The organism is Actinoplanes sp. CA-252034 (genome assembly GCF_050956125.1).
GTDB lineage: Bacteria > Actinomycetota > Actinomycetes > Mycobacteriales > Micromonosporaceae > Actinoplanes.
The window spans coordinates 10484069-10501580 of record NZ_CP191846.1; the positions used below are offsets into that span (position 1 = coordinate 10484069).

Sequence of the window (17512 nt, forward strand, 5' to 3'; positions counted from 1 at the left end):
GGCCTCACTTCCGCAGTTTCGGGTCGAGGGCCTCACGCAGCGCCTCACCGAGCAGGGTGAAGCCCAGCGCGGTGATGATGATGCCCAGCGCGGGATAGATCGCCAGACCGGGCCGTGTGTCCAGGTAGGGCTGCGCTTCGGCGAGCATCAGACCCCACTCCGGGGTCGCCGAGTCCGGGTTGCCCAGGCCGAGGAACGACAGGGCCGCCGCCTCGATGATCGCGGTGGCCAGGGTCAGGGTCGCCTGCACGATCACCGGGGCCAGCGAGTTCGGCAGGATGTGCCCGATCGCGATCCTGGTGCGCTTCACACCCAGCGAGGTGGCCGCCAGCACGTAGTCGCTGTTGGCCTGCACCACCATGGCGCCGCGCAGCAGCCGCGCGAAGACCGGCACCGAGACCACGCCGACCGCGATCATCACGGTGGTCAGGCTCGCGCCGAGCAGGGCGGCGATACTGACCGCCAGCAGCAGGCTGGGCAGAGCCAGCAGCATGTCGACGATGCGCATCAGCACGGAGTCGACGGCCCGGCCGACCCGCCCGCCCAGACCGGCGGCGGCGCCCGCGATGCCACCGACCAGCGCGCCGACGGTGAGACCGATCAGCGTGGAGACGATGCCGACCAGCAGCGTCTGGCGGGCGCCGACCAGCAGTCGACTGAACTGGTCGCGGCCGTTGTGGTCGTAGCCGAGCAGGTGCTCAGCCGACGGACCCGGAATCACGCCGGGCCGGATCTCCTTGATGCCCATCAACTCGGACGGCGAGTACGGAGCCAGCCATGGCCCGACGATCGCCACCAGCACGAAGATCACCAGAATCCCGACGCCGACCAGGGCGCTCGGATTGCGGCGCACCCGGCGGAACGCTTCGGTCCACAGGCTGACGCCGTGCTCGTCCTGCTTCGCCGCGGACAGTTCGCCCAGGCGGTCGATCTTGTCAGTCTTGGTGCTCATCGGACCCTCACCCTCGGGTCGATCAGGCTGTACGACACGTCGACCAGCAGGTTCACCAGGACGTAGAAGACCGCGATGATCATGATGAAGCCCATCAGCACCGGATAGTCACGGTTGGCGATGGCCTCGTACAGGAACGCTCCGATGCCGCTGAACGCGAACACCGTCTCGGTCAGCACCGCCCCGGAGAGCAGACCACCGGTGAGCAGCCCGATCACCGTGATGATCGGCAGCATCGCATTGCGCAGGATGTGCCGGCCCCGGATCGTACGCTCGGTCAGGCCCTTCGACTGGGCGGTCCGGACGTAGTCCTCGCTCAGCACCTCGAGCACGCTCGCCCGGGTGATCCGGACGATGATCGCCAGCGGGATGCTCGCGAGCGCGATGCCGGGCAGGATCAGGTGCCAGAGCGCATCGAGCGCGGCGTCCCATTCCCGGGTCATCAGCCCGTCCAGCACGAAGAAGTTGGTGATGCGGGTCGCGCCGAGCGTCGGATCCTGCCGTCCACTCGACGGGAACAGGTGCAGGTTCTCCGAGAAGATCGCCTTCAGCACGTACGCCAGGAAGAAGACCGGGACACAGATGCCGATCAGCGAGCCGCCGACCGAGGCGCTGTCCAGGAAGCTCCCCCGGCGACGGGCGGCCAGATAGCCCAGCGGGATGCCCACACCGATCGCGATGATCATCGCGGTGATGGTGAGCTCGACGGTTCCCGGGAAACGCTCCAGGAACTCCGTCATGACCTCGCGCTTCGTCGAGATCGAGGTGCCCAGGTCGAGCTTGAGCATGCGCTTCATGAACCGGCCGTACTGGATCAGAAGCGGCTCGTCCAAGCCCAGGTTCTTCCGGATCTGCGCACGCAGCTCCGGGGTGCCGCGCTCACCGAGGATCGCGGTCTCGGGGCCGCCGGGCAGGCGGCGCAACCAGATGAACAGAAGAATCGACAGACCGAACAGCGTCGGAATCAGCTGTAGCAGTCGTCGCACGATGAACCGAATCAAGGCCGCCTCGTAAGGTGGGAGGTCGACAGCGGGCGAGCGTCAGGGTATGACGCCCGCCCGCCGGTAGAGCAATAGGAGTGCCGGATTACGGCTACGGCTTACGAGAAGGTGGCCCCGACGAAGCGCTCGTCGGTCAGCGGGCTCGGCGTGATACCGGTGAGGCCCTTACCGAAGACGATCGCCGGCGGCGAGTGCGAGATCGGCACACCCGGGGCGAACTCCGCGATCGAGGCGTTCAGAGCCTTGTACTTCGCCACCCGGGCCGCCTGGTCGGCGGTGGTGTCGGCGTCCTTGAACTGGGCGAACAGGGCCGGGTTGTTGAAGCCCCACTCGTCCTTCTGCCGGTCGAACATGGTGCCGATGAAGTTGTAGGCGTCACCGTAGTCACCGGTCCAGCCCAGCAGGTGCAGGTCGTGGTTGCTACCCGAGGTGGTGGCGTTGAGGTAGTCCGGGCTCCACTTCAGCGGAATGCCCTCGACCTCGATACCGACCGCCTTCAGGTCGGCCGCGAGCAGCTCGTAGATGTCCTTCGGGCTCGGCATGTACGGCCGGGTGACCTCGGTCGGGTAGTGGAACTTCAGCTTGAGGTTGCTCGCACCGGCCGCGGCCAGCAGCTTCTTGGCTTCCTCGACGTTGTAGTCGTACTTCTTGACGTCGGCGTTCCAGCCCTCGACCGTGTCCGGCATGAACTGGCTGGCGGCCTTGGCGCCCGGGGCAGCTTCGAGTCGACCAGGGCCTGACGGTTGATCGCGTACGAGATCGCCTGGCGAACCTCGGGCTTGGCCAGCGCCGGGTTGCCCTTCTGGTTGATCGCCATGTACAGGATGTTGAACGCCGGGCGGGTGAGGACGTTGAAGCCCTCGCTCTTCAGCGGCTCGACGTCGGCCGGGCCCACCAGGTCGAAGCCCTGGATGTCGCCGGAGCGCAGCGCCTGCTTACGGGCGTTCTCGTCGGAGATCGTCCGGAAGATGACGGTCTTCAGCTTCGCCTTGTCGCCCCAGTAGGCGTCGTTGCGCTCGATGGTCAGCGACTTGTTCGGCTTGTCCCAGCTCTTGAACTTGAACGGGCCGGTGCCGGTCGGGTGCTCCATCGCGTACGGCGGGTACTTGATGTCGTCAGCGGTGCCCGTGATGTTCGACGCCTCGTACTGCTTGAGAGCGGCCGGGCTGTGGATCGCGAACGACGGCAGCATCAGCGCCGACGGCACCTTGCTGGTGACCCGGGTGAACGCCAGGTCGACCGTGGCGGCGTCCTTCGCGGTGCACGACTTGAAGAGGCTCGGCGGCAGCGTGGCGTCCTCGTTCTTCGCGAAGCCACCCATCACGTCCTGCCAGTACGGCGTGACGTCCGGGCTCTGCATCAGACCGGTCGAGTTGAACCAGCGGTCGAAGTTGGCGCAGACGGCCTCGGCGTTGAAGTCGGTGCCGTCGTGGAACTTCACGCCGGACCGGAGCTTGAACGTCCAGGTGGTGCCGGCCGCATCCGGGGTCCAGCTCTCCGCCAGACCGGGCGACGCCTTCGTGCCGCCCTCCTCGGGGCGCACCAGCGTCTCGAAGATCTGCCGGGCGACGCGCAGCGACTCACCGTCGCTGGCGAGACTCGGGTCGAGCACCTTCGGGTCACCGGCGACGCCGAAGACAAGCGTGTCCTTGACGGCACCGCCGCCGCCCGAACTGTCACGCTCGCTCTCGGCGCATCCGGAAGCTGCCAGAACAGCGACTGCGGCAACCGCGATAGCGGCCCTCCGCCTCGATGGACGCATCGTGCTTCACCTCTGCCTTGTGGGGTGGTCAACGCGGTGGAGTGTGCCACCGATGCGACGGACATTAACGGCCCGGTAAGTTTCCTGGGAGCCGTTGGTATCCAATCGTGTTGTTACAAGGCTGCTTCGTAACGCAACCACCCCAACACGGAGTGCTCAGACGGCGCGCCGGCCCTCAAAAGCTCGACCCAGCGTGATCTCGTCGGCGTACTCCAAGTCACCACCGACCGGCAGGCCACTCGCCAGCCGGGTCACCGTGAGACCCATCGGCTTGATCAGCAGCGCCAGGTAGGTCGCCGTGGCCTCACCCTCGGTATTCGGGTCGGTGGCCAGGATCAGCTCCTTGACCTCGCCCGTCCCCACCCGGAACAGCAACTCACGGATCTTCAGATTGTCGGGACCGATGCCCTCCAGCGGGTTGATCGCCCCGCCGAGCACGTGATAACGCCCCCTGAACTCGCCGGTGCGCTCGACCGCCACGACATCCTTCGGCTCCTCCACCACACACAACACCTCGTTGGTACGGCGTGGATCCCGGCAGACGCGACACTGCTCCGACTCGGCCACGTTGAAGCAGGTCGTACAGAAGCGCACCAGGTCCTTGACCTTGCGCAGCGCGGTGGCCAGCCGGTTCACGTCGGCCGGGTCCGCGGAGAGGACGTGGAAGGCGATGCGCTGCGCCGACTTCGGGCCCACGCCCGGCAGCCGGCCCAGCTCATCGATCAGGTCCTGGATGGCGCCTTCATACACGGGATCAGAACCCCGGCATGGAGAAGCCGCCGGTCGCCGGACCCATCTTCGTCTCGGCCAGCTCACGCTGCGCCTCGGCCGCGCTGTGGATCGCCGCGAGCACCAGGTCCTCCAGCGTCTCCACGTCGTCCGCGTCGACCACCTTCGGGTCGATCTTGACCGACTTGAACTCACCCAGACCGGTGATCACCACGGTCACCAGGCCGTTGCCGGCGCTCGCGGTCAGCTCGGCCTCGGCCAGCTCGGCCTGAGCCTGGGCGACCTGCGCCTGCATCTTCTGCGCCTGCTTCATGAGCTGCTGCATGTTCGGCTGTGCACCGGGGCGCATGGCACCGCTCCTCATCTAATCGGTTCGTTGTCCACCGTCGATACGGCGCGGCGGTCGAGGTTACCGCCGCCAGCGTAGCCGCCGCCCACTCCATGCCCGCCGGGACGCCACGACAACCCCACCAGCCGCGCGGCCCACACTCCGGCCTGCCGCGCCACCCCTACGCTCCACCCCGAACCAGGGCCTCCACCCGCCGTGGTCCCTCGGGTCCCACCGGGGCCCACCGCCACGCGCCGTGGTGCCTCGCGGCCCGAACCGGACCACCCACCGCCACCCGCCGTGGTCCCTCGGGTCCCACCGTGGTGCCTCGCGGCCCGAACCGGACCGCCCACCGCCACGCGCCGGGGGCCTCGCGGCCCGAACCGTCACTCCGTGCCCCGCAGCCACCGCTGTGGCGACCTACGGCCCGAACCGAGCCGTGAGTCGCCACGTGGAGGTGAGTGGGCGGTCAGAGCTCGGCGATCTTCTCCGCGCCGAACGCCTCCCGGAGCAGCTGGATGGCCTGCTCCTCGCTGCTCTGCCGGGCGGTCTTCTCGTCGATCACGTCGTCGAGCGGCTCGTCACCCGGGTCGAAACCCTCGTAAGCGGTGGCCGGGCCGTCATACTCCGGGTCGTAGGGGGCTTCTTCGGCCGGCGGGGGAACGTCGGACCAGGACCGAGCCGCGCCTCCCCCGGCGGCCGCGGCCGGGCGGCCCGGCGCCGCACGACCCGCCGCAGGCGCGGCCCCACCACCACGGGCGTTGGCCAGTGCGGCCCGCGCGGCCGCCGCGCCACTGGCCCCGTCGACGCCGGTACGGGCAGCCGCCCGCGCCGCCTCCATGGCAGCCGACCGGGCCGGCGCCGCGGGAGCAGCAGCGCCCCGGGGTGCCGCCGGTGCCGCAGCACTCGCCGTGGCCGTGGGCAGCGCAGCATTCCGCGCCGCCGCAAGCCCGGAGGCACCGCCCGCCGCGTTACTTCCCCCGGCCCCTGCCGGAGTCCCGGCATTCCCGCCCGAGGCTGGTGTCGCAGCATTCCCCATCGCCGACGGGGCCACAGCGCTCCGTGGCATCGCGTTCTCGTGAGACGCACCCGGCAACGCGGCTGAGACGGCCGCCCCGCCGAACGCTGAACCGCCGCCGAGCCCACCACCGGAGACCGGCGCCACGCCAGGCCCATCCGCCGTCACCGAGGAGACCGAGCCGGCCGCCGAAGCCGACGGTCCAGCCCCGGGAGAGGCTGTTTCCGGCCGACTCTCCGCCGAGGCCTCCCGGTGCATCCCCGCCGTCGATCCCATCGCCCCCGACCCCGGCCGGGCCGGCTCGGGCCACCCGGTATCCGCATCGGAGGCCCCGGCCCCAGGTCGAACCGGCTCCGGCCACCCGGAGTCGTCGCTCTCGACCGCCCGATCCCGTGCGCCTCCCGGCCGCGCCGGTTCAGGCCACCCGTCATCGCCGTCATCGACCCCGACCGGTTGCGCCGAGGCCAAGCGGTCAGTGTCGGCGCTGTCGGCCGAGGTCACCGAGCGTCCCGCCACCAACCGATCCCCGTCGGCGCCGCTCGGCGCGGTGCCGGGACGGGCCGCCGCCGGCCAGTCCTCGTCGGCGTCCGCTGCCGGAGGACGCTGTGGCCGAGACGGGCGGGACTCGGTGCGGCCGGTGTTGCGTTCCGGAGTCGACGCGGCGGTGGACGCCTGCGGGACCGGGCGTTCGGAGCCGGCCGGACGGCGGCCCCCCGTTTGCTCCCGATTGTCGGGGCGCGACGATCCGCGAGCCGGACCGGCCTCACCGACCTCGCAACGAATGCGCCATTCGCCGCCGGGAGACTTCCGGAACTCGGTGGCGATCGCCTCTCGCCAGTTCAAGAACCGATCGACGAGTGCCTGGGTCGGCGCGGCGAACACGACGGTGTCGCCCTCGACGTCGCGGATGCCGATGCCGTACTCCTGCATCGCCTTCACCTTGGGCTGTTGCTGGCCGAGAGTGTGCCAGGCGGCCCGAACCCGCTCCGAGCGCTCGTCCCGGGCGTCGCCGGAACGTCCCGGCTCCTCCAAGCCTCCAGCAGCCGACTGATGATCGACAGGACCGGCCCCCATCTGCGCGGCGGCAGCTGAACGGTCTTGCTGCGGGGGCGGCGATTCGTCCACCGGCTCGTCATCCCACGGCGGCACGTCGTCGTAGTCGACCGGGTCCGGGTGGCCACCATCAGCGACCTGGTTCCAGTCCGGCTCGCCGGGCCCGTCCTGCCCGCCCGCCGCCGACGGCGACACGGAGGCCGAGCCGGGACGCGCCGAGTTCTCGGGGGAAGCCGAAAGAGGGGCGGCGGCCGGCCGAGGACCAGCAGGCGGCTGAGGTGTGGCGGCCGACAGAGATGCGGCCGCCGACGGAGATGTGGTGGCCCCCTGAGGCGCGGCGGCCGAAAGGGGAGCGGCGGGCGGCTGAGGCGCGGTGGCCGACGGAGATGTGGCGGCGGGCAGAACCTGCGCACTCTCGTCGCCGGGATCGGCGACGGTGGAAGGAGCCGGGGCGACAGAATCCGGACCGGCCGGATCCGGCTCAACGGGACCCGAAGAGACGGGACCCGAAGAGACGGGACCTGAGGAATCCGGGCCCGAGGAAACGGGGGCAGGGGAAACCGGAGCCGGTGAAACCGGGCGAGCGGACCCACCACCCGCCGGACGGCTAGAGCCGGCCCGGGCAGCGGCGGCAGCAGCCATGGCCGCCGCTTTCCCGCCACCGCCGACGCCGCCACCGCCAACGCCGGGGCCGCCGACTCCGGGGCCGGCACCGGCAGCAACTCCACCAGCGGAAACGCCACCCGCGGCAGAGCCACTGTCGCCCACGGGCGCGCGCTCTACAACGGCGTCGGAAAGGGGCCCGTCACCCCGTACACCCGATCGCTCCAGCCTTTCCAGACGCTGGAGCAGCGCGGACGCCGAAGCGTCCGCAGCCGGCAGCAGCATGCGGGCGGTGACCAGCTCGAGCAGGAGGCGTGGCGCGGTCGTGCCGCGCATCTCGACGAGGCCGTTGTGCAGGATGTCCGCGCAGCGGGACAGCGTGGCCGCCCCGAGTCGCGCGGCCTGTCCGGCCATCGTCTCCAGCTGGTCTGCGGGCCCGTCGATCAAGCCTTTGGCGACCGCATCCGGCACCTGCTGGAGGATGATCAGGTCGCGGAACCGCTCGAGCAGGTCGGATGCGAAGCGACGGGGCTCGTGTCCGGCTTCGGCGACCCGGTCGATGGTCGCGTACGCGGCGGCGCCGTCCCCGGTGTCGATGGCGTCGCACATCTCGTCGATCAGGGCGACGTCGGTGACGCCGAGCAGCCCGACGGCCCGCGCATAGGTGACTCCGCCCGGCCCGGAGCCGGCGATCAGCTGGTCGAGGATCGACAGCGAGTCTCGGGCGCTGCCCCCTCCGGCCCGGACGACCAGCGGGAGCACCGACGGCTCGACGGTGACGCCCTCGGCGTCGGTGAGCTGTTGCAGGTACGGCCGGAGGACCGCCGGCGGGATGAGCCGGAACGGGTAGTGATGGGTCCGGGAGCGGATCGTGCCGAGGACCTTGTCGGGCTCGGTGGTGGCGAAGATGAACTTCACATAGTCCGGCGGCTCCTCGACGAGCTTGAGCAGCGCGTTGAAGCCGGCCGACGAGACCATGTGCGCCTCGTCGATCACATAGATCTTGTAGCGGCTGTTGGCGGGCGCGAAGAACGCCTTCTCCCGGAGCTCACGGGCGTCGTCGACACCACCGTGGCTGGCCGCGTCGATCTCGATGACGTCGATCGAGCCGGTGCCGTCGTTGGCCAGCGACTTGCAGGACATGCAGACGCCGCACGGGTCGGGTGTCGGACCCTGCTCACAGTTGAGCGAGCGGGCCAGGATGCGTGCGCTCGACGTCTTGCCGCAGCCGCGTGGGCCGGAGAAGAGATAGGCGTGGTTGAGACGCCCGCTGCGCAGTGCCTGCGACAGCGGCTCGGTGACGTGCTCCTGGCCGATGACCTCGGCGAAGGTGCGCGGCCGATACTTCCGATAGAGGGCGAGTGCCACTCCTGCCACCTCCTGAACGACCGCGTCATTCTCCGTCGAGGGTCTGACAAGAACAAACGACGTGCCCCGGAAGTGACCCGGAAACTAAGGACCCCCCGTGCACCCGCCAGAGCCCGCTTATCCTTGCTGCCTTCCGGCCCTGGGGAGGTTCACAGGATGACGCCGCACGAGGGGCTGCCCCAGAGCCTACCTGGCCGCCTCCGCCCTCGCGCAGACCCCCTCCCCGCGGGCGAGCCCACCGAAAGAGTCTGTATTCTGGCGCACGGAGGATTCGCCTAGAGGCCTAGGGCGCACGCTTGGAAAGCGTGTTGGGGGAAACCCCTCACGAGTTCGAATCTCGTATCCTCCGCCAGCTCCACCAGCGGAAACATGCAAGGCCGGACCCAGCGGGTCCGGCCTTCTTGCTTAGCGGCTTCGACTGGCGCTTATCGGCTACTGGATGACCTCGCAGGCCACTCCGACTTGACCGCGTCCCACCGAGATGGCGTCAGCTCCCCGTCAGCGGTAGTACCGTAGGTGCTACCGCTGGTAGGATCCGAGCATGAAGATTAGTGTCAGCCTCCCCGAAGAGGATGTCAGGTTCCTCGACGAACAGGGCACGAATCGTTCCGCGACTCTCCATGAGGCTGTCACCCTTCTCCGCGACCGCCAACTGGCCGATCAGTACGCAGAGGCCTTCGGCGAGTGGAACGACTCTCCCGACGCGGACCTGTGGGACACAACGACCGCCGACGGCCTTGCCTCGTGAGGTGGGGCGACATCGTGCAGGTCGATCTGAACCCGGCAACCGGGAGTGAAGCAAACAAAGTCAGGCCTGTGGTCATCGTCAGCAATGACGGCGCCAACCGTGCCGCAGAACGATTTGGTCGCGGTGTAATCACGGTCGCGCCGATCACGTCCAACGTCGCCAAGGTCTATCCCTTTCAAGTGCTTATCGCCTCTGACCAGACCGAGACAGGTCTCACCGCTGAGTCAAAGATTCAAGTCGAACAGATCCGCGCCGTCGACGTGAGGCGCATCCGCCGACACCTGGGGCGGCTTCCCATCACCTTGCAAGAGCCACTCCGCGAAGCTCTGGCGCTGCATCTGGGATTGCGAAACGGTCGAGCCACCTAGAGGACGGCGTCAGCCCGTCTCCGTCTCATTCGGGCTCGACCGCTGGTGACCGGAGACATCCGGTCAGCACAGCTCAGCCCTTGAGACGTGCAGGCATGAGAGCGGCCGGACGCGAGGCCGCAGACCTGGAAAGCGTGTTGGGTAAACACCCTCACGAGCTCGAATCTCGTATCCTCGCCACTGCCTAGCAGGGCGAATGTTGAAGGCCGGACCTGATGGTCCGGCCTTCACTCGTTGTGCCCCGGTGCTCGACGGCCGGTGAGGTGGGTCTATTGTCTGGATCGAAAACAGTGCGGGCGAGGGCCGGCTCCCGATCGGGGCCGGCCCTCGCCTCTTTCACTTCTTGATCTTGACGGTGGCGCTGGTGGCTCGGCCGTCGTAGTGGCCGGTTCGCTTGGCGACCACGGTCAGGACCAGCTTCTTGCCGGCCCAGGTCTTCTTCAGCTTCAGCGAGGCCGTCGTGGCGACCAGCTTGCCGTTGACGCGCCACTCGTACCGATAAGAGGTCGCCCTGGGTGACGAGATGCTGACCGAGGCCCTCACGGTCTTCAGGGCCTTCACCGTTCCGGTGATCTTCGGGCGGGTGCTCGCCTTCGGCGCCGCGCCGTATCCGACGGTGACGGCCGCGGATGTCGCGGTGTTGCTGCGGTGGTCGGCCCGGTTGCCGGTCAGCGTCACGGTGAGGCGCTTGCCCACCATGGACGCGGGGACGGTGTACGACCCGCCGATCGCCCCCTGGATCTTCGTGCCGTTCGCGGACCACTGGTAGCCGTACCAGTCCACGGCCGGGCTCCAGGTTCCGGCGTTGACGGTCAGCTTGGCGCCGGTGACGGCCCGCCCGACGATCGCCGGCTTGGCGGTGACCGCGAGTTGCGGGGCCAGCACGATGATCTGGCCGGTGGCCGTGCCGGTCCGGCTCGGCGAGCTGAACGACGTGCCCACGATGTCGTAGTCGCCGGGCGCGATGGTGGTGAGGTCGATGTCGGCGGTGTAGAGGTTCCGGCCGGCGTTGACGGAACGGATCACGATCGGGACCAGTCTCGTGCCGTTCCTGCTCAGCCAGACGGTGTCCTGCTGGTGCAGGCCGGAGCCGACGATCGTGAGGGTCGCCGTGGTCCCGGTGATCACGGTGTAGCGGTCGGCGGTGGCGGGGCCGCTCGCGATGTAGTACTGCGTCTCGTTACAGAGCAGGGTGGCGCAGTCGGCCTGGACGCTGTACGGCCCGGGCCCTTCCGCGACGAAGGCGAACAGCGCGCGCCCGCTTCCCAGCGGCGGGTTCGGTGAGCAGGTCCAGGCGGCCCCGGCCTCGGCGCACCGGACGATCGAGTCGTCGCCGTTGATCATCCAGGGGACGGCGTTCTTCGCGGTGAGCGTGAAGTCGTCGTGGGAGCCGACCTGGACGGTGACGCAGTGCGCGCGATCCGCGGCGGTGAAGGTGCCGGTCACGGGGCCGAAGCCGTACGCGATGCTGTCGGTGATCTGCCCACAGTCCAGCGGGGTCGCCCAGGTGTCGAGCTCGTACGACACGGGCTCCTCCCCGGTCACGAGGATCTCGGCGGACCGCACCAGGCACGGAAGGGTCTCGCAGGGGTGCAGTCCGCCCTGATCGTCGAACCAGCGAACGGTCGGGGTGGCCCCGGTGGCGGCGACGTCGACCCACGAGTCGGCCGGCACCCGGTAGCACCGCAGGTCGCCGGACCCACCGATCGAGCCGGGGGTGGCCGCGCCGCCGAAGGCGGTCGAGGCAGGCGTGGCGCAGTTCGCGGTGATGCCGGTGACCTGGCTGATCCGATACGTGCCGGAGCCACCGGCCGACCGCACGACCACCAGATGCCCGGAGGCCCCGAGGTGGCATCCGATCTGCTGGTAGTCGGCGGCCACATTGTTCCGGCAGGTCAGCCTGCCCGAGCTGTCGTAAACGGACAGCGACGCGGTGCCATCGCCCTCGATCCGGTCGAGGGTGAGGATCTCCTGGCTGCCGGAGACGCCGCGGGGCAGGTCGAAGCAGGTCACGAAGTCGGTGTCGGAGAGCGAGGCGGTCACGCTGCCGGGGGCGCCGGGCACGCCGGGTGCCATGTCGGCGCACCCTGTCGGGCCGGTGGTCCGCTGAAGGGCGAGCCGGTATTCGCCGCCGTCCCGCAGGCCCTGGGAGACCACGATCATCCGGGTCTCCTGCGGGATGACGATCTCGCAGCCGTGTTCGCCGGTGACGGGCGTGTTGCCGCACATGCGGGCGTCCTGCGGCTGGACGAGTTGCACGAGCGGCTGGTTCGCGGTGGGCGGCAGCGTGACCTGGTACCGGCCGGACGTCACGGGCAGCGTCTGGCAGTGGACCCCGCCCGGGCCGGCGAGGGCGCCCCGGTAGGCGGCGCTGAATCCCTGGGCGGCGGTGCTCTCGCAGCCGGCACCGAAGAGGTCGACGACGGTGGCACGGAACGGCGCGGTGCGCGGCTCGGGCTCGCCCGGGTCGGCGACCAGGTAGTAGGTGCCCGCTCCGAGGTCGCACCAGAGGACCGCGCAGATCAGGTTGCCGCCGGTGTAGACCGCGCTCGGAAGGGTCTTGTCGTCGCCGTCCGAGGCTCGGGCGAGGTAGGACCCGGATGCGGTGACGACGAACTTGCGACAGCTGCCCTCCTCGAGGGCGCCGGCGGAGGGGGTGTCGAATCCGGTCAGTCCGACGGCGTCGCAGGTGGCGGAGTCGACCGGCATCCTCGCGGGCGCCGCGGTCGCGGCATCGGCGGTCCGGGTCAACAGCAGGCTCGGCACGGCGACGACCGCCGCCATCCCGGCAGCGATCAAGAATTTGGTGGTACGGCCACCGCGCCATCGATTCACGCGGCGATCTTGCCATTGGCGCCGGCCAGCACCTATTGCAGTCCTAAGGAACGGACGCTCCCGTCCCGTCGTTTACAGCTGTGCGGCCGCTATCGCGTCATCCACCTCAGGAAAGATCGCGAAATAACGCCCCAGACCGACCGTCTCCAGTAACTGGGCCAGGAACGGGTCGGCGCCGGCGAAGCTCAGCCAGCCACCGCGCGACGCGATCACCTGCTTGCTGATGATGAAGGCGCTGAGCCCGATCGAGTCGCAGAACTTGAGGGCGGTCAGATCGACCACGATGCGGGGTACGGGTCTCTCCAGCAGGCCGGCCAGGGTGGCATGCAACTGACCCGCGGTGTCGGCGTCGAGTTCGCCGCGGAGGTGCAGTACCGCGACTTCGGCCCGGTGGTCGGTGACTGTTGCGTGCATGATGATCGGCTTCCTACCCGTGCGATGGAGATTCAGCCTAGATCCTCATCATCTCCGCACATCGGACAGCACGTGTGTCAGCCAACGTGAAAGGACCGGACCCCGTGTGGGGTCCGGTCCTTTCGAGGCTGGCCGGGATCGGTCAAGCATTTGCGGCGCAGCCGAGGGGGGCTCCTGGCGCGACCTCAGAGTTCGCGCCACCGCCAGCGTGGACCACGCCACGCGTCGGCCAGGATCATCGCTGATGCCTTGCCGGGGCACTGCTGCACCTTGGACTTGCCCTCGGGGCCGCCCATCTGGGCCTCGACCTCCCAGAGACTGCCGTCGGTGCGGACGTAGACGTCCCGGCGCGCGAGCCGGACGTCGCCATTCCACCAGTGATGCTCAACTCTCACATGACAAATCTAGGACAGACATCGACAGATCTGCGTAGGGCGATTATGCGAAAGTGTCTCGACGCCCGGTCGGAACCACATTGTCTGATCCGGTGTATTTGGCCCGCGTGACTTGCGCAACACCCTACGTATTAGGGCCGTCCTCGTTCGGCTACACAGCGTAATTCCTGGCCGTGAGCTGGGACGAAACACCACCGTTACATCCGCGGCGCTGATCATGGAGAACACCCGAACGGACGAGCCTCCACTCCGGCACTCGGAGGACCCGGCCGACGGGCACGGACAGTAACAGGCACGGGAGCCGAAAACCAGAGAGCCCGATCCATCCGGATCGGGCTCTCTCATGGCGGTGGCGGCGGGATTTGAACCCGCGGAGGGCGTAAACCCTCACACGCTTTCGAGGCGTGCTCCTTAGGCCACTCGGACACACCACCGGGAAGTACGTTACCGGACGCCGCAACGTCTTTGTCGCGGGGTCACCCATAACTCAGCGCGACCCCGTTGACCTGGCAAGATCGACGCTCTGGCCACAGAAAACGGAGGATTGAGATGAGCGTGCACATCGGCGGCAAGCCGGGCGACATCGCCGAGCGGGTGCTGCTGCCCGGCGACCCGATGCGGGCCAAGTGGATCGCCGAGACGTTCCTCGAGGACGCGGTCTGTTACACCCAGGTCCGGGGGATGCTCGGCTTCACCGGCACCTGGCAGGGCGTGCGGGTCTCGGTGCAGGGCTCGGGCATGGGCATGCCCTCGGCGTCCATCTACACCCACGAGCTGATCAACGACTACGGCGTGAAGTCCGTGATCCGGATCGGCTCCTGCGGCGCCCTCGCCATGGACCTGAACCTCGGCGACGTGATCGCCGCGATCGGGTCGGCGACCGACTCCAACATGAACCGCACCCGCTTCGACGGGCTGGTCGACTACGCGCCGGTCGCCGATTTCGGTCTGTTGCGCACCGCCGTCGACGCGGCCGACGCCCTGGGCACCCCGATCCGCGTCGGCCCGATCCTGGCCGCTGACGCGTTCTACACCGATCGCCCCGACCTCTACGACAGCCTTGCCGACTACGGGGTCCTCGCGGTCGAGATGGAGTCCGCGGCCATCTACACGATCGCCGCCCGCTACAAGGCCAAGGCGCTGACGATCCTGACGGTCTCCGACCACATCAAGCGTGGCGAGGCGATGGACTCGGCACAGCGCGAGCAGGGCTTCAGCAACATGGTCAAGATCGGCCTCAACACCGCGATCGCCGACGCCTGAGGACCACCGCACGATCGTTGGGCCGACGCCTGAGGATCACCGAGGGGGTCGGAGGGCCGCCTGAGGATCACCGAGGGATCGGTGGGTGCGGGCCACCGGGGCCGGGACGTCAGCGGAAGAAGTCGCGCATCAGGGCGGCGCACTCGGGTTCCAGGACGCCGGCGTAGACCTCGGGGCGGTGGTTGAGGCGGGTGTCGCGGACGACGTCCCAGAGGGAGCCGACGGCGCCGGTCTTGGGCTCCCAGGCGCCGAAGACGAGTGTGGAGATCCGGGCCAGGACCAGCGCCCCGGCGCACATCGTGCACGGCTCCAGCGTGACCACGAGGGTGCAGTCGGCCAGCCGCCAGGTGCCCAGGCGCTCCGCGGCCCGGCGGAGCGCCAGCACCTCGGCGTGGCCGGTCGGATCGCCGGTCAGCTCCCGCTCGTTCCCGGCGGCGGCCAGCTCGTCGCCGTCGGGGCCGAGGATGATCGCCCCGACCGGGACGTCCTCGGGTGAGGTGGACGCGACGGCGAGTGCCCGCCGCATCCACTCCTCGTGCTGCAGGCGGCGTATCACGCCTCGCGCAGCTCCTCCATCTCGTCGCCGCACCCGATCTTCTGGCAGATCTCGGCGGTGACGTCGGACGGCAGCATGCCCTCCATGGCGCACAGGGCGAGCAGCCGCTGCCCGCCCAGGCCCAGGTCGCCGAGCAACTCGGCGTCACCGACCGGGTCGGCGTCCGGGTCGACCGGCTTGTCCTCGTCGTCCTCCACGGCCAGGTCGTCCAGCCCGAGGGCCGGCGCCTCGATCTCGCCGAGCAGCACGGATCCGATCCGCGACTCCTCGGCGAAGCCCGAGTCCGAGCTGAAGACCCGCAGGTCCTCACCCTCGTCCAGGCGCAGGATGGCGAGGTACTCGTCGTCGCTCTCGACGAACAACAACGCGAGGTCGGCGTCCGGCTCGGTGTCCCGGAGCGCGTCCACCACCTCGTCGATGTCGGCCAGGCCCGAAAGGTCCAGCTCCGACGCCGTCCAACCGTTCTTGCTGCGGGCGACGGCGGCAGCGAAAATCGACACGATTTCCCCCAACACGACTTTTGTCTCTCAGCGCCTGACGGTAGCGGGTGCGGCGGCGGGCGCATCGCGCCACGCCTTGACGGATCTGAAGTCAGTTCACCGGACGGCGGCGCGTCGCGATCAACTCACGGAGCCGGAGGCCACGCAGACGGGACGATGGTATCGACTCTCGTGTCGATTTCGCCTGGGCCAGAGCGGCCAGCAGCTCGAGGCGGCGACGGCGGCGATCAGGGTCCAGCCGTGGTGGCGAGGGGGCCATGCGACCGAGAGTGCGGCAGCCACGCGGCGTTAGTCAAGGGTCGATGAGCATGTCGGCAGACCCACTGCTCAGGGCTACCGGAAGGGCACATCGAGTGGCGGAAATCACCACAGCGGCCAGTCCATGACGGTGATCCAGTGCAGCGTGACGAAGAACATGGCGACGGACAGCGCCACCCCGCTCACCACGGCCACGCCGACCGCCACACCCCGGTCGCCGAGAAGCGCCAGGACCACGGCGACGGCCCAGGCGACGACGGCGGCGCCGATGGTCCACCACGCATACGACCCGAGACCGTCGCCGAGGCTGCCGAACAGCACGAACCAGACCGTCGTGGCGGCCAGACCGCTGATCACCGGCCCGGCCGAGACGGGGTGCGGCTCCCGGTAGACCGGCCGGGGCGGCAGGCCGGTGAACATCGGGGGCGGCGGGAGATCACGCGGCGGCACGTAGCCGGGCGGCGGTGGTGCGGCCGCTGGCCACGAAACCTGACGGTCTGCCATTCCACTCCTCCTCAGCGTGTTCGCTCTGCCAGCCTAGCCATCGCACGGTCGGCGGGATCTCGGGTCTTCTGCCAGGATGGCGCGGTGCGACTACTCCGTACCCTCTCCGGTCTGACGATCGCGGCCGTCTGCCTTGCCGGCTGCGGCGGCGCCGGCGGGTCGGCCGCGCCGGCCACCACCCCGCAGTTCGTGGATCCGGCGACGCAGTCGGCGACCACCGAGTCGGCCGCGACGAGCGCCGCTCCACCGGCGTCCGCGGCGGCGAGCCCCAGCCTGAGCCCGAGCGCGAGCGCCAAGGCGAAGCCGAAGCCGAGCGCGTCCGAGAGCACCCGGGCGGCCTCGGTGAAGTATGTGTTCCCGGTCGACGCGTCGAACGCGGACTGGAGCAACACGCACTCGAAATACCCGGCGACCGATATCTTCGTCGACTGCGGTCAACGGTTCGTGGCCACCACGAGCGGCACGGTTCTGGAGATCAGCCTCACCGACCGCTACGTCGAGGGGAACCCGGACGGCCCGAACAACGGCGGCCTGTCGGTGTCGATCGAGGGCGACGACGGGGTCCGCTACTACGGCTCGCACCTGAGCAAGGTGCAGTCCGGCATCAAGGCCGGCGTCCGGGTCAAGGCGGGGCAGCTGCTCGGCATGACCGGCAAGACCGGCAACTCCAGCGGTGTCTGCCACCTGCACTACGGCATCTCGCCGCCGTGCGCGAGGACCGGCGACTGGAAGGTGCGGCGCGGCGTGGTCTGGCCGTACACCTATCTCGCGTCGTGGCGTAAGGGCGGCCAGAAGAGCCCGGTGGCCACGGTCGGCACCTGGGCGAAGGAGAACGCCTGCAAGGCCTAGAGTCGGCG

Annotated in this window: 15 protein-coding genes, 2 tRNA genes, 1 other RNA gene and 1 pseudogene; 5 read left to right on the top strand and 14 right to left on the bottom strand. The window is 69.2% G+C overall.

All coding sequences use genetic code 11. The annotated features are described in order from the left end of the window. Positions 1-4: 4 nt before the first annotated feature. From ACQPZW_RS47505 to ffs, 7 genes and pseudogenes are all read right to left on the bottom strand, one after another. The gene (locus ACQPZW_RS47505; protein ID WP_433792536.1) at positions 5-952 is read right to left on the bottom strand and encodes an ABC transporter permease; all 948 of its coding nucleotides are present in this window, start codon (positions 950-952) and stop codon (positions 5-7) included. Continuing rightward, positions 949-1953, bottom strand: coding sequence for an ABC transporter permease (locus ACQPZW_RS47510; protein ID WP_433792537.1), 1005 nt, complete (start codon positions 1951-1953; stop codon positions 949-951). Before ACQPZW_RS47510 ends, ACQPZW_RS47505 begins: the two co-directional genes overlap by 4 nt. Before the next feature lie 98 nt (positions 1954-2051). Beyond that, positions 2052-3715 (bottom strand): annotated as a pseudogene (locus tag ACQPZW_RS47515) (ABC transporter substrate-binding protein). A gap of 156 nt (positions 3716-3871) precedes the next feature. After that, positions 3872-4465: a recombination mediator RecR gene (gene recR / locus ACQPZW_RS47520; protein WP_433792538.1), complete on the bottom strand. Its 594-nt coding sequence runs from the start codon at positions 4463-4465 to the stop codon at positions 3872-3874. A 4-nt stretch (positions 4466-4469) separates the two neighbouring features. Next, complete coding sequence (locus tag ACQPZW_RS47525) at positions 4470-4769, bottom strand: YbaB/EbfC family nucleoid-associated protein (protein ID WP_433797863.1); 300 nt, start codon at positions 4767-4769, stop codon at positions 4470-4472. A 472-nt stretch (positions 4770-5241) separates the two neighbouring features. Next, the gene (locus tag ACQPZW_RS47530) at positions 5242-8814 is read right to left on the bottom strand and encodes a DNA polymerase III subunit gamma and tau (RefSeq protein WP_433792539.1); all 3573 of its coding nucleotides are present in this window, start codon (positions 8812-8814) and stop codon (positions 5242-5244) included. An 83-nt stretch (positions 8815-8897) separates the two neighbouring features. Then, positions 8898-8993, bottom strand: an RNA gene (ffs, locus tag ACQPZW_RS47535) — signal recognition particle sRNA small type. 85 nt (positions 8994-9078) lie between these two features. Here ffs and ACQPZW_RS47540 point away from each other — a divergent pair. The 3 genes from ACQPZW_RS47540 to ACQPZW_RS47550 all read left to right on the top strand — a co-directional run bounded on the left by ACQPZW_RS47540 (position 9079) and on the right by ACQPZW_RS47550 (position 9930). After that, positions 9079-9166, top strand: a tRNA-Ser gene (locus ACQPZW_RS47540). Between the two features lie 189 nt (positions 9167-9355). Then, on the top strand, positions 9356-9562 hold the full coding sequence (locus ACQPZW_RS47545; protein ID WP_433792540.1) for a hypothetical protein: 207 nt from the start codon (positions 9356-9358) through the stop codon (positions 9560-9562). Positions 9563-9576: 14 nt separating this feature from the next. Then, on the top strand, positions 9577-9930 hold the full coding sequence (locus tag ACQPZW_RS47550) for a type II toxin-antitoxin system PemK/MazF family toxin (RefSeq protein WP_433792541.1): 354 nt from the start codon (positions 9577-9579) through the stop codon (positions 9928-9930). Positions 9931-10266: 336 nt separating this feature from the next. Here the strand turns inward: ACQPZW_RS47550 and ACQPZW_RS47555 are convergent, their stop codons facing one another. The 4 genes from ACQPZW_RS47555 to ACQPZW_RS47570 all read right to left on the bottom strand — a co-directional run bounded on the left by ACQPZW_RS47555 (position 10267) and on the right by ACQPZW_RS47570 (position 14008). Next, positions 10267-12729 (bottom strand): hypothetical protein, encoded by a 2463-nt coding sequence (locus ACQPZW_RS47555; protein ID WP_433792542.1) that lies wholly within the window; start codon positions 12727-12729, stop codon positions 10267-10269. Between the two features lie 108 nt (positions 12730-12837). Then, positions 12838-13179, bottom strand: a complete 342-nt coding sequence (locus ACQPZW_RS47560) for an STAS domain-containing protein (RefSeq protein ID WP_433792543.1) — start codon at positions 13177-13179, stop codon at positions 12838-12840. A 185-nt stretch (positions 13180-13364) separates the two neighbouring features. Continuing rightward, positions 13365-13574, bottom strand: coding sequence for a hypothetical protein (locus ACQPZW_RS47565; protein ID WP_093622410.1), 210 nt, complete (start codon positions 13572-13574; stop codon positions 13365-13367). Positions 13575-13918: 344 nt separating this feature from the next. After that, a tRNA-Ser gene (locus tag ACQPZW_RS47570) sits at positions 13919-14008 on the bottom strand. A 115-nt stretch (positions 14009-14123) separates the two neighbouring features. Between ACQPZW_RS47570 and deoD the strand changes: the two genes are divergently transcribed. Continuing rightward, the gene (deoD, locus tag ACQPZW_RS47575; protein ID WP_433792544.1) at positions 14124-14837 is read left to right on the top strand and encodes a purine-nucleoside phosphorylase; all 714 of its coding nucleotides are present in this window, start codon (positions 14124-14126) and stop codon (positions 14835-14837) included. A 109-nt stretch (positions 14838-14946) separates the two neighbouring features. Here the strand turns inward: deoD and ACQPZW_RS47580 are convergent, their stop codons facing one another. The 3 genes from ACQPZW_RS47580 to ACQPZW_RS47590 all read right to left on the bottom strand — a co-directional run bounded on the left by ACQPZW_RS47580 (position 14947) and on the right by ACQPZW_RS47590 (position 16655). Continuing rightward, a complete protein-coding gene (locus ACQPZW_RS47580; RefSeq protein ID WP_433797864.1) occupies positions 14947-15363 on the bottom strand; it encodes a nucleoside deaminase in 417 nt (138 codons plus the stop codon). Between the two features lie 26 nt (positions 15364-15389). Next, entirely contained in the window at positions 15390-15893 is a 504-nt protein-coding gene (locus tag ACQPZW_RS47585; RefSeq protein WP_433792545.1) for a tRNA adenosine deaminase-associated protein, read from the bottom strand. A gap of 363 nt (positions 15894-16256) precedes the next feature. Next, the gene (locus ACQPZW_RS47590; RefSeq protein WP_433792546.1) at positions 16257-16655 is read right to left on the bottom strand and encodes a hypothetical protein; all 399 of its coding nucleotides are present in this window, start codon (positions 16653-16655) and stop codon (positions 16257-16259) included. Positions 16656-16739: 84 nt separating this feature from the next. Between ACQPZW_RS47590 and ACQPZW_RS47595 the strand changes: the two genes are divergently transcribed. Then, positions 16740-17504 carry a M23 family metallopeptidase gene (locus ACQPZW_RS47595; RefSeq protein WP_433792547.1) on the top strand — a complete coding sequence of 255 codons (765 nt, stop codon included), beginning with the start codon at positions 16740-16742 and terminating at the stop codon, positions 17502-17504. Positions 17505-17512 lie beyond the last annotated feature (8 nt).

What these genes read in the sequence shown, in the direction of transcription:
- ACQPZW_RS47560 (WP_433792543.1), bottom strand. Translation starts at nt 13,179, where the DNA reads ATGCACGCAACAGTCACCGACCACCGGGCCGAAGTCGCGGTACTGCAC.
- ACQPZW_RS47580 (WP_433797864.1), bottom strand. Translation starts at nt 15,363, where the DNA reads ATGCGGCGGGCACTCGCCGTCGCGTCCACCTCACCCGAGGACGTCCCG.
- ACQPZW_RS47525 (WP_433797863.1), bottom strand. Translation starts at nt 4,769, where the DNA reads ATGCAGCAGCTCATGAAGCAGGCGCAGAAGATGCAGGCGCAGGTCGCC.
- deoD (WP_433792544.1), top strand. Translation starts at nt 14,124, where the DNA reads ATGAGCGTGCACATCGGCGGCAAGCCGGGCGACATCGCCGAGCGGGTG.
- ACQPZW_RS47505 (WP_433792536.1), bottom strand. Translation starts at nt 952, where the DNA reads ATGAGCACCAAGACTGACAAGATCGACCGCCTGGGCGAACTGTCCGCG.
- ACQPZW_RS47590 (WP_433792546.1), bottom strand. Translation starts at nt 16,655, where the DNA reads ATGGCAGACCGTCAGGTTTCGTGGCCAGCGGCCGCACCACCGCCGCCC.
- ACQPZW_RS47545 (WP_433792540.1), top strand. Translation starts at nt 9,356, where the DNA reads ATGAAGATTAGTGTCAGCCTCCCCGAAGAGGATGTCAGGTTCCTCGAC.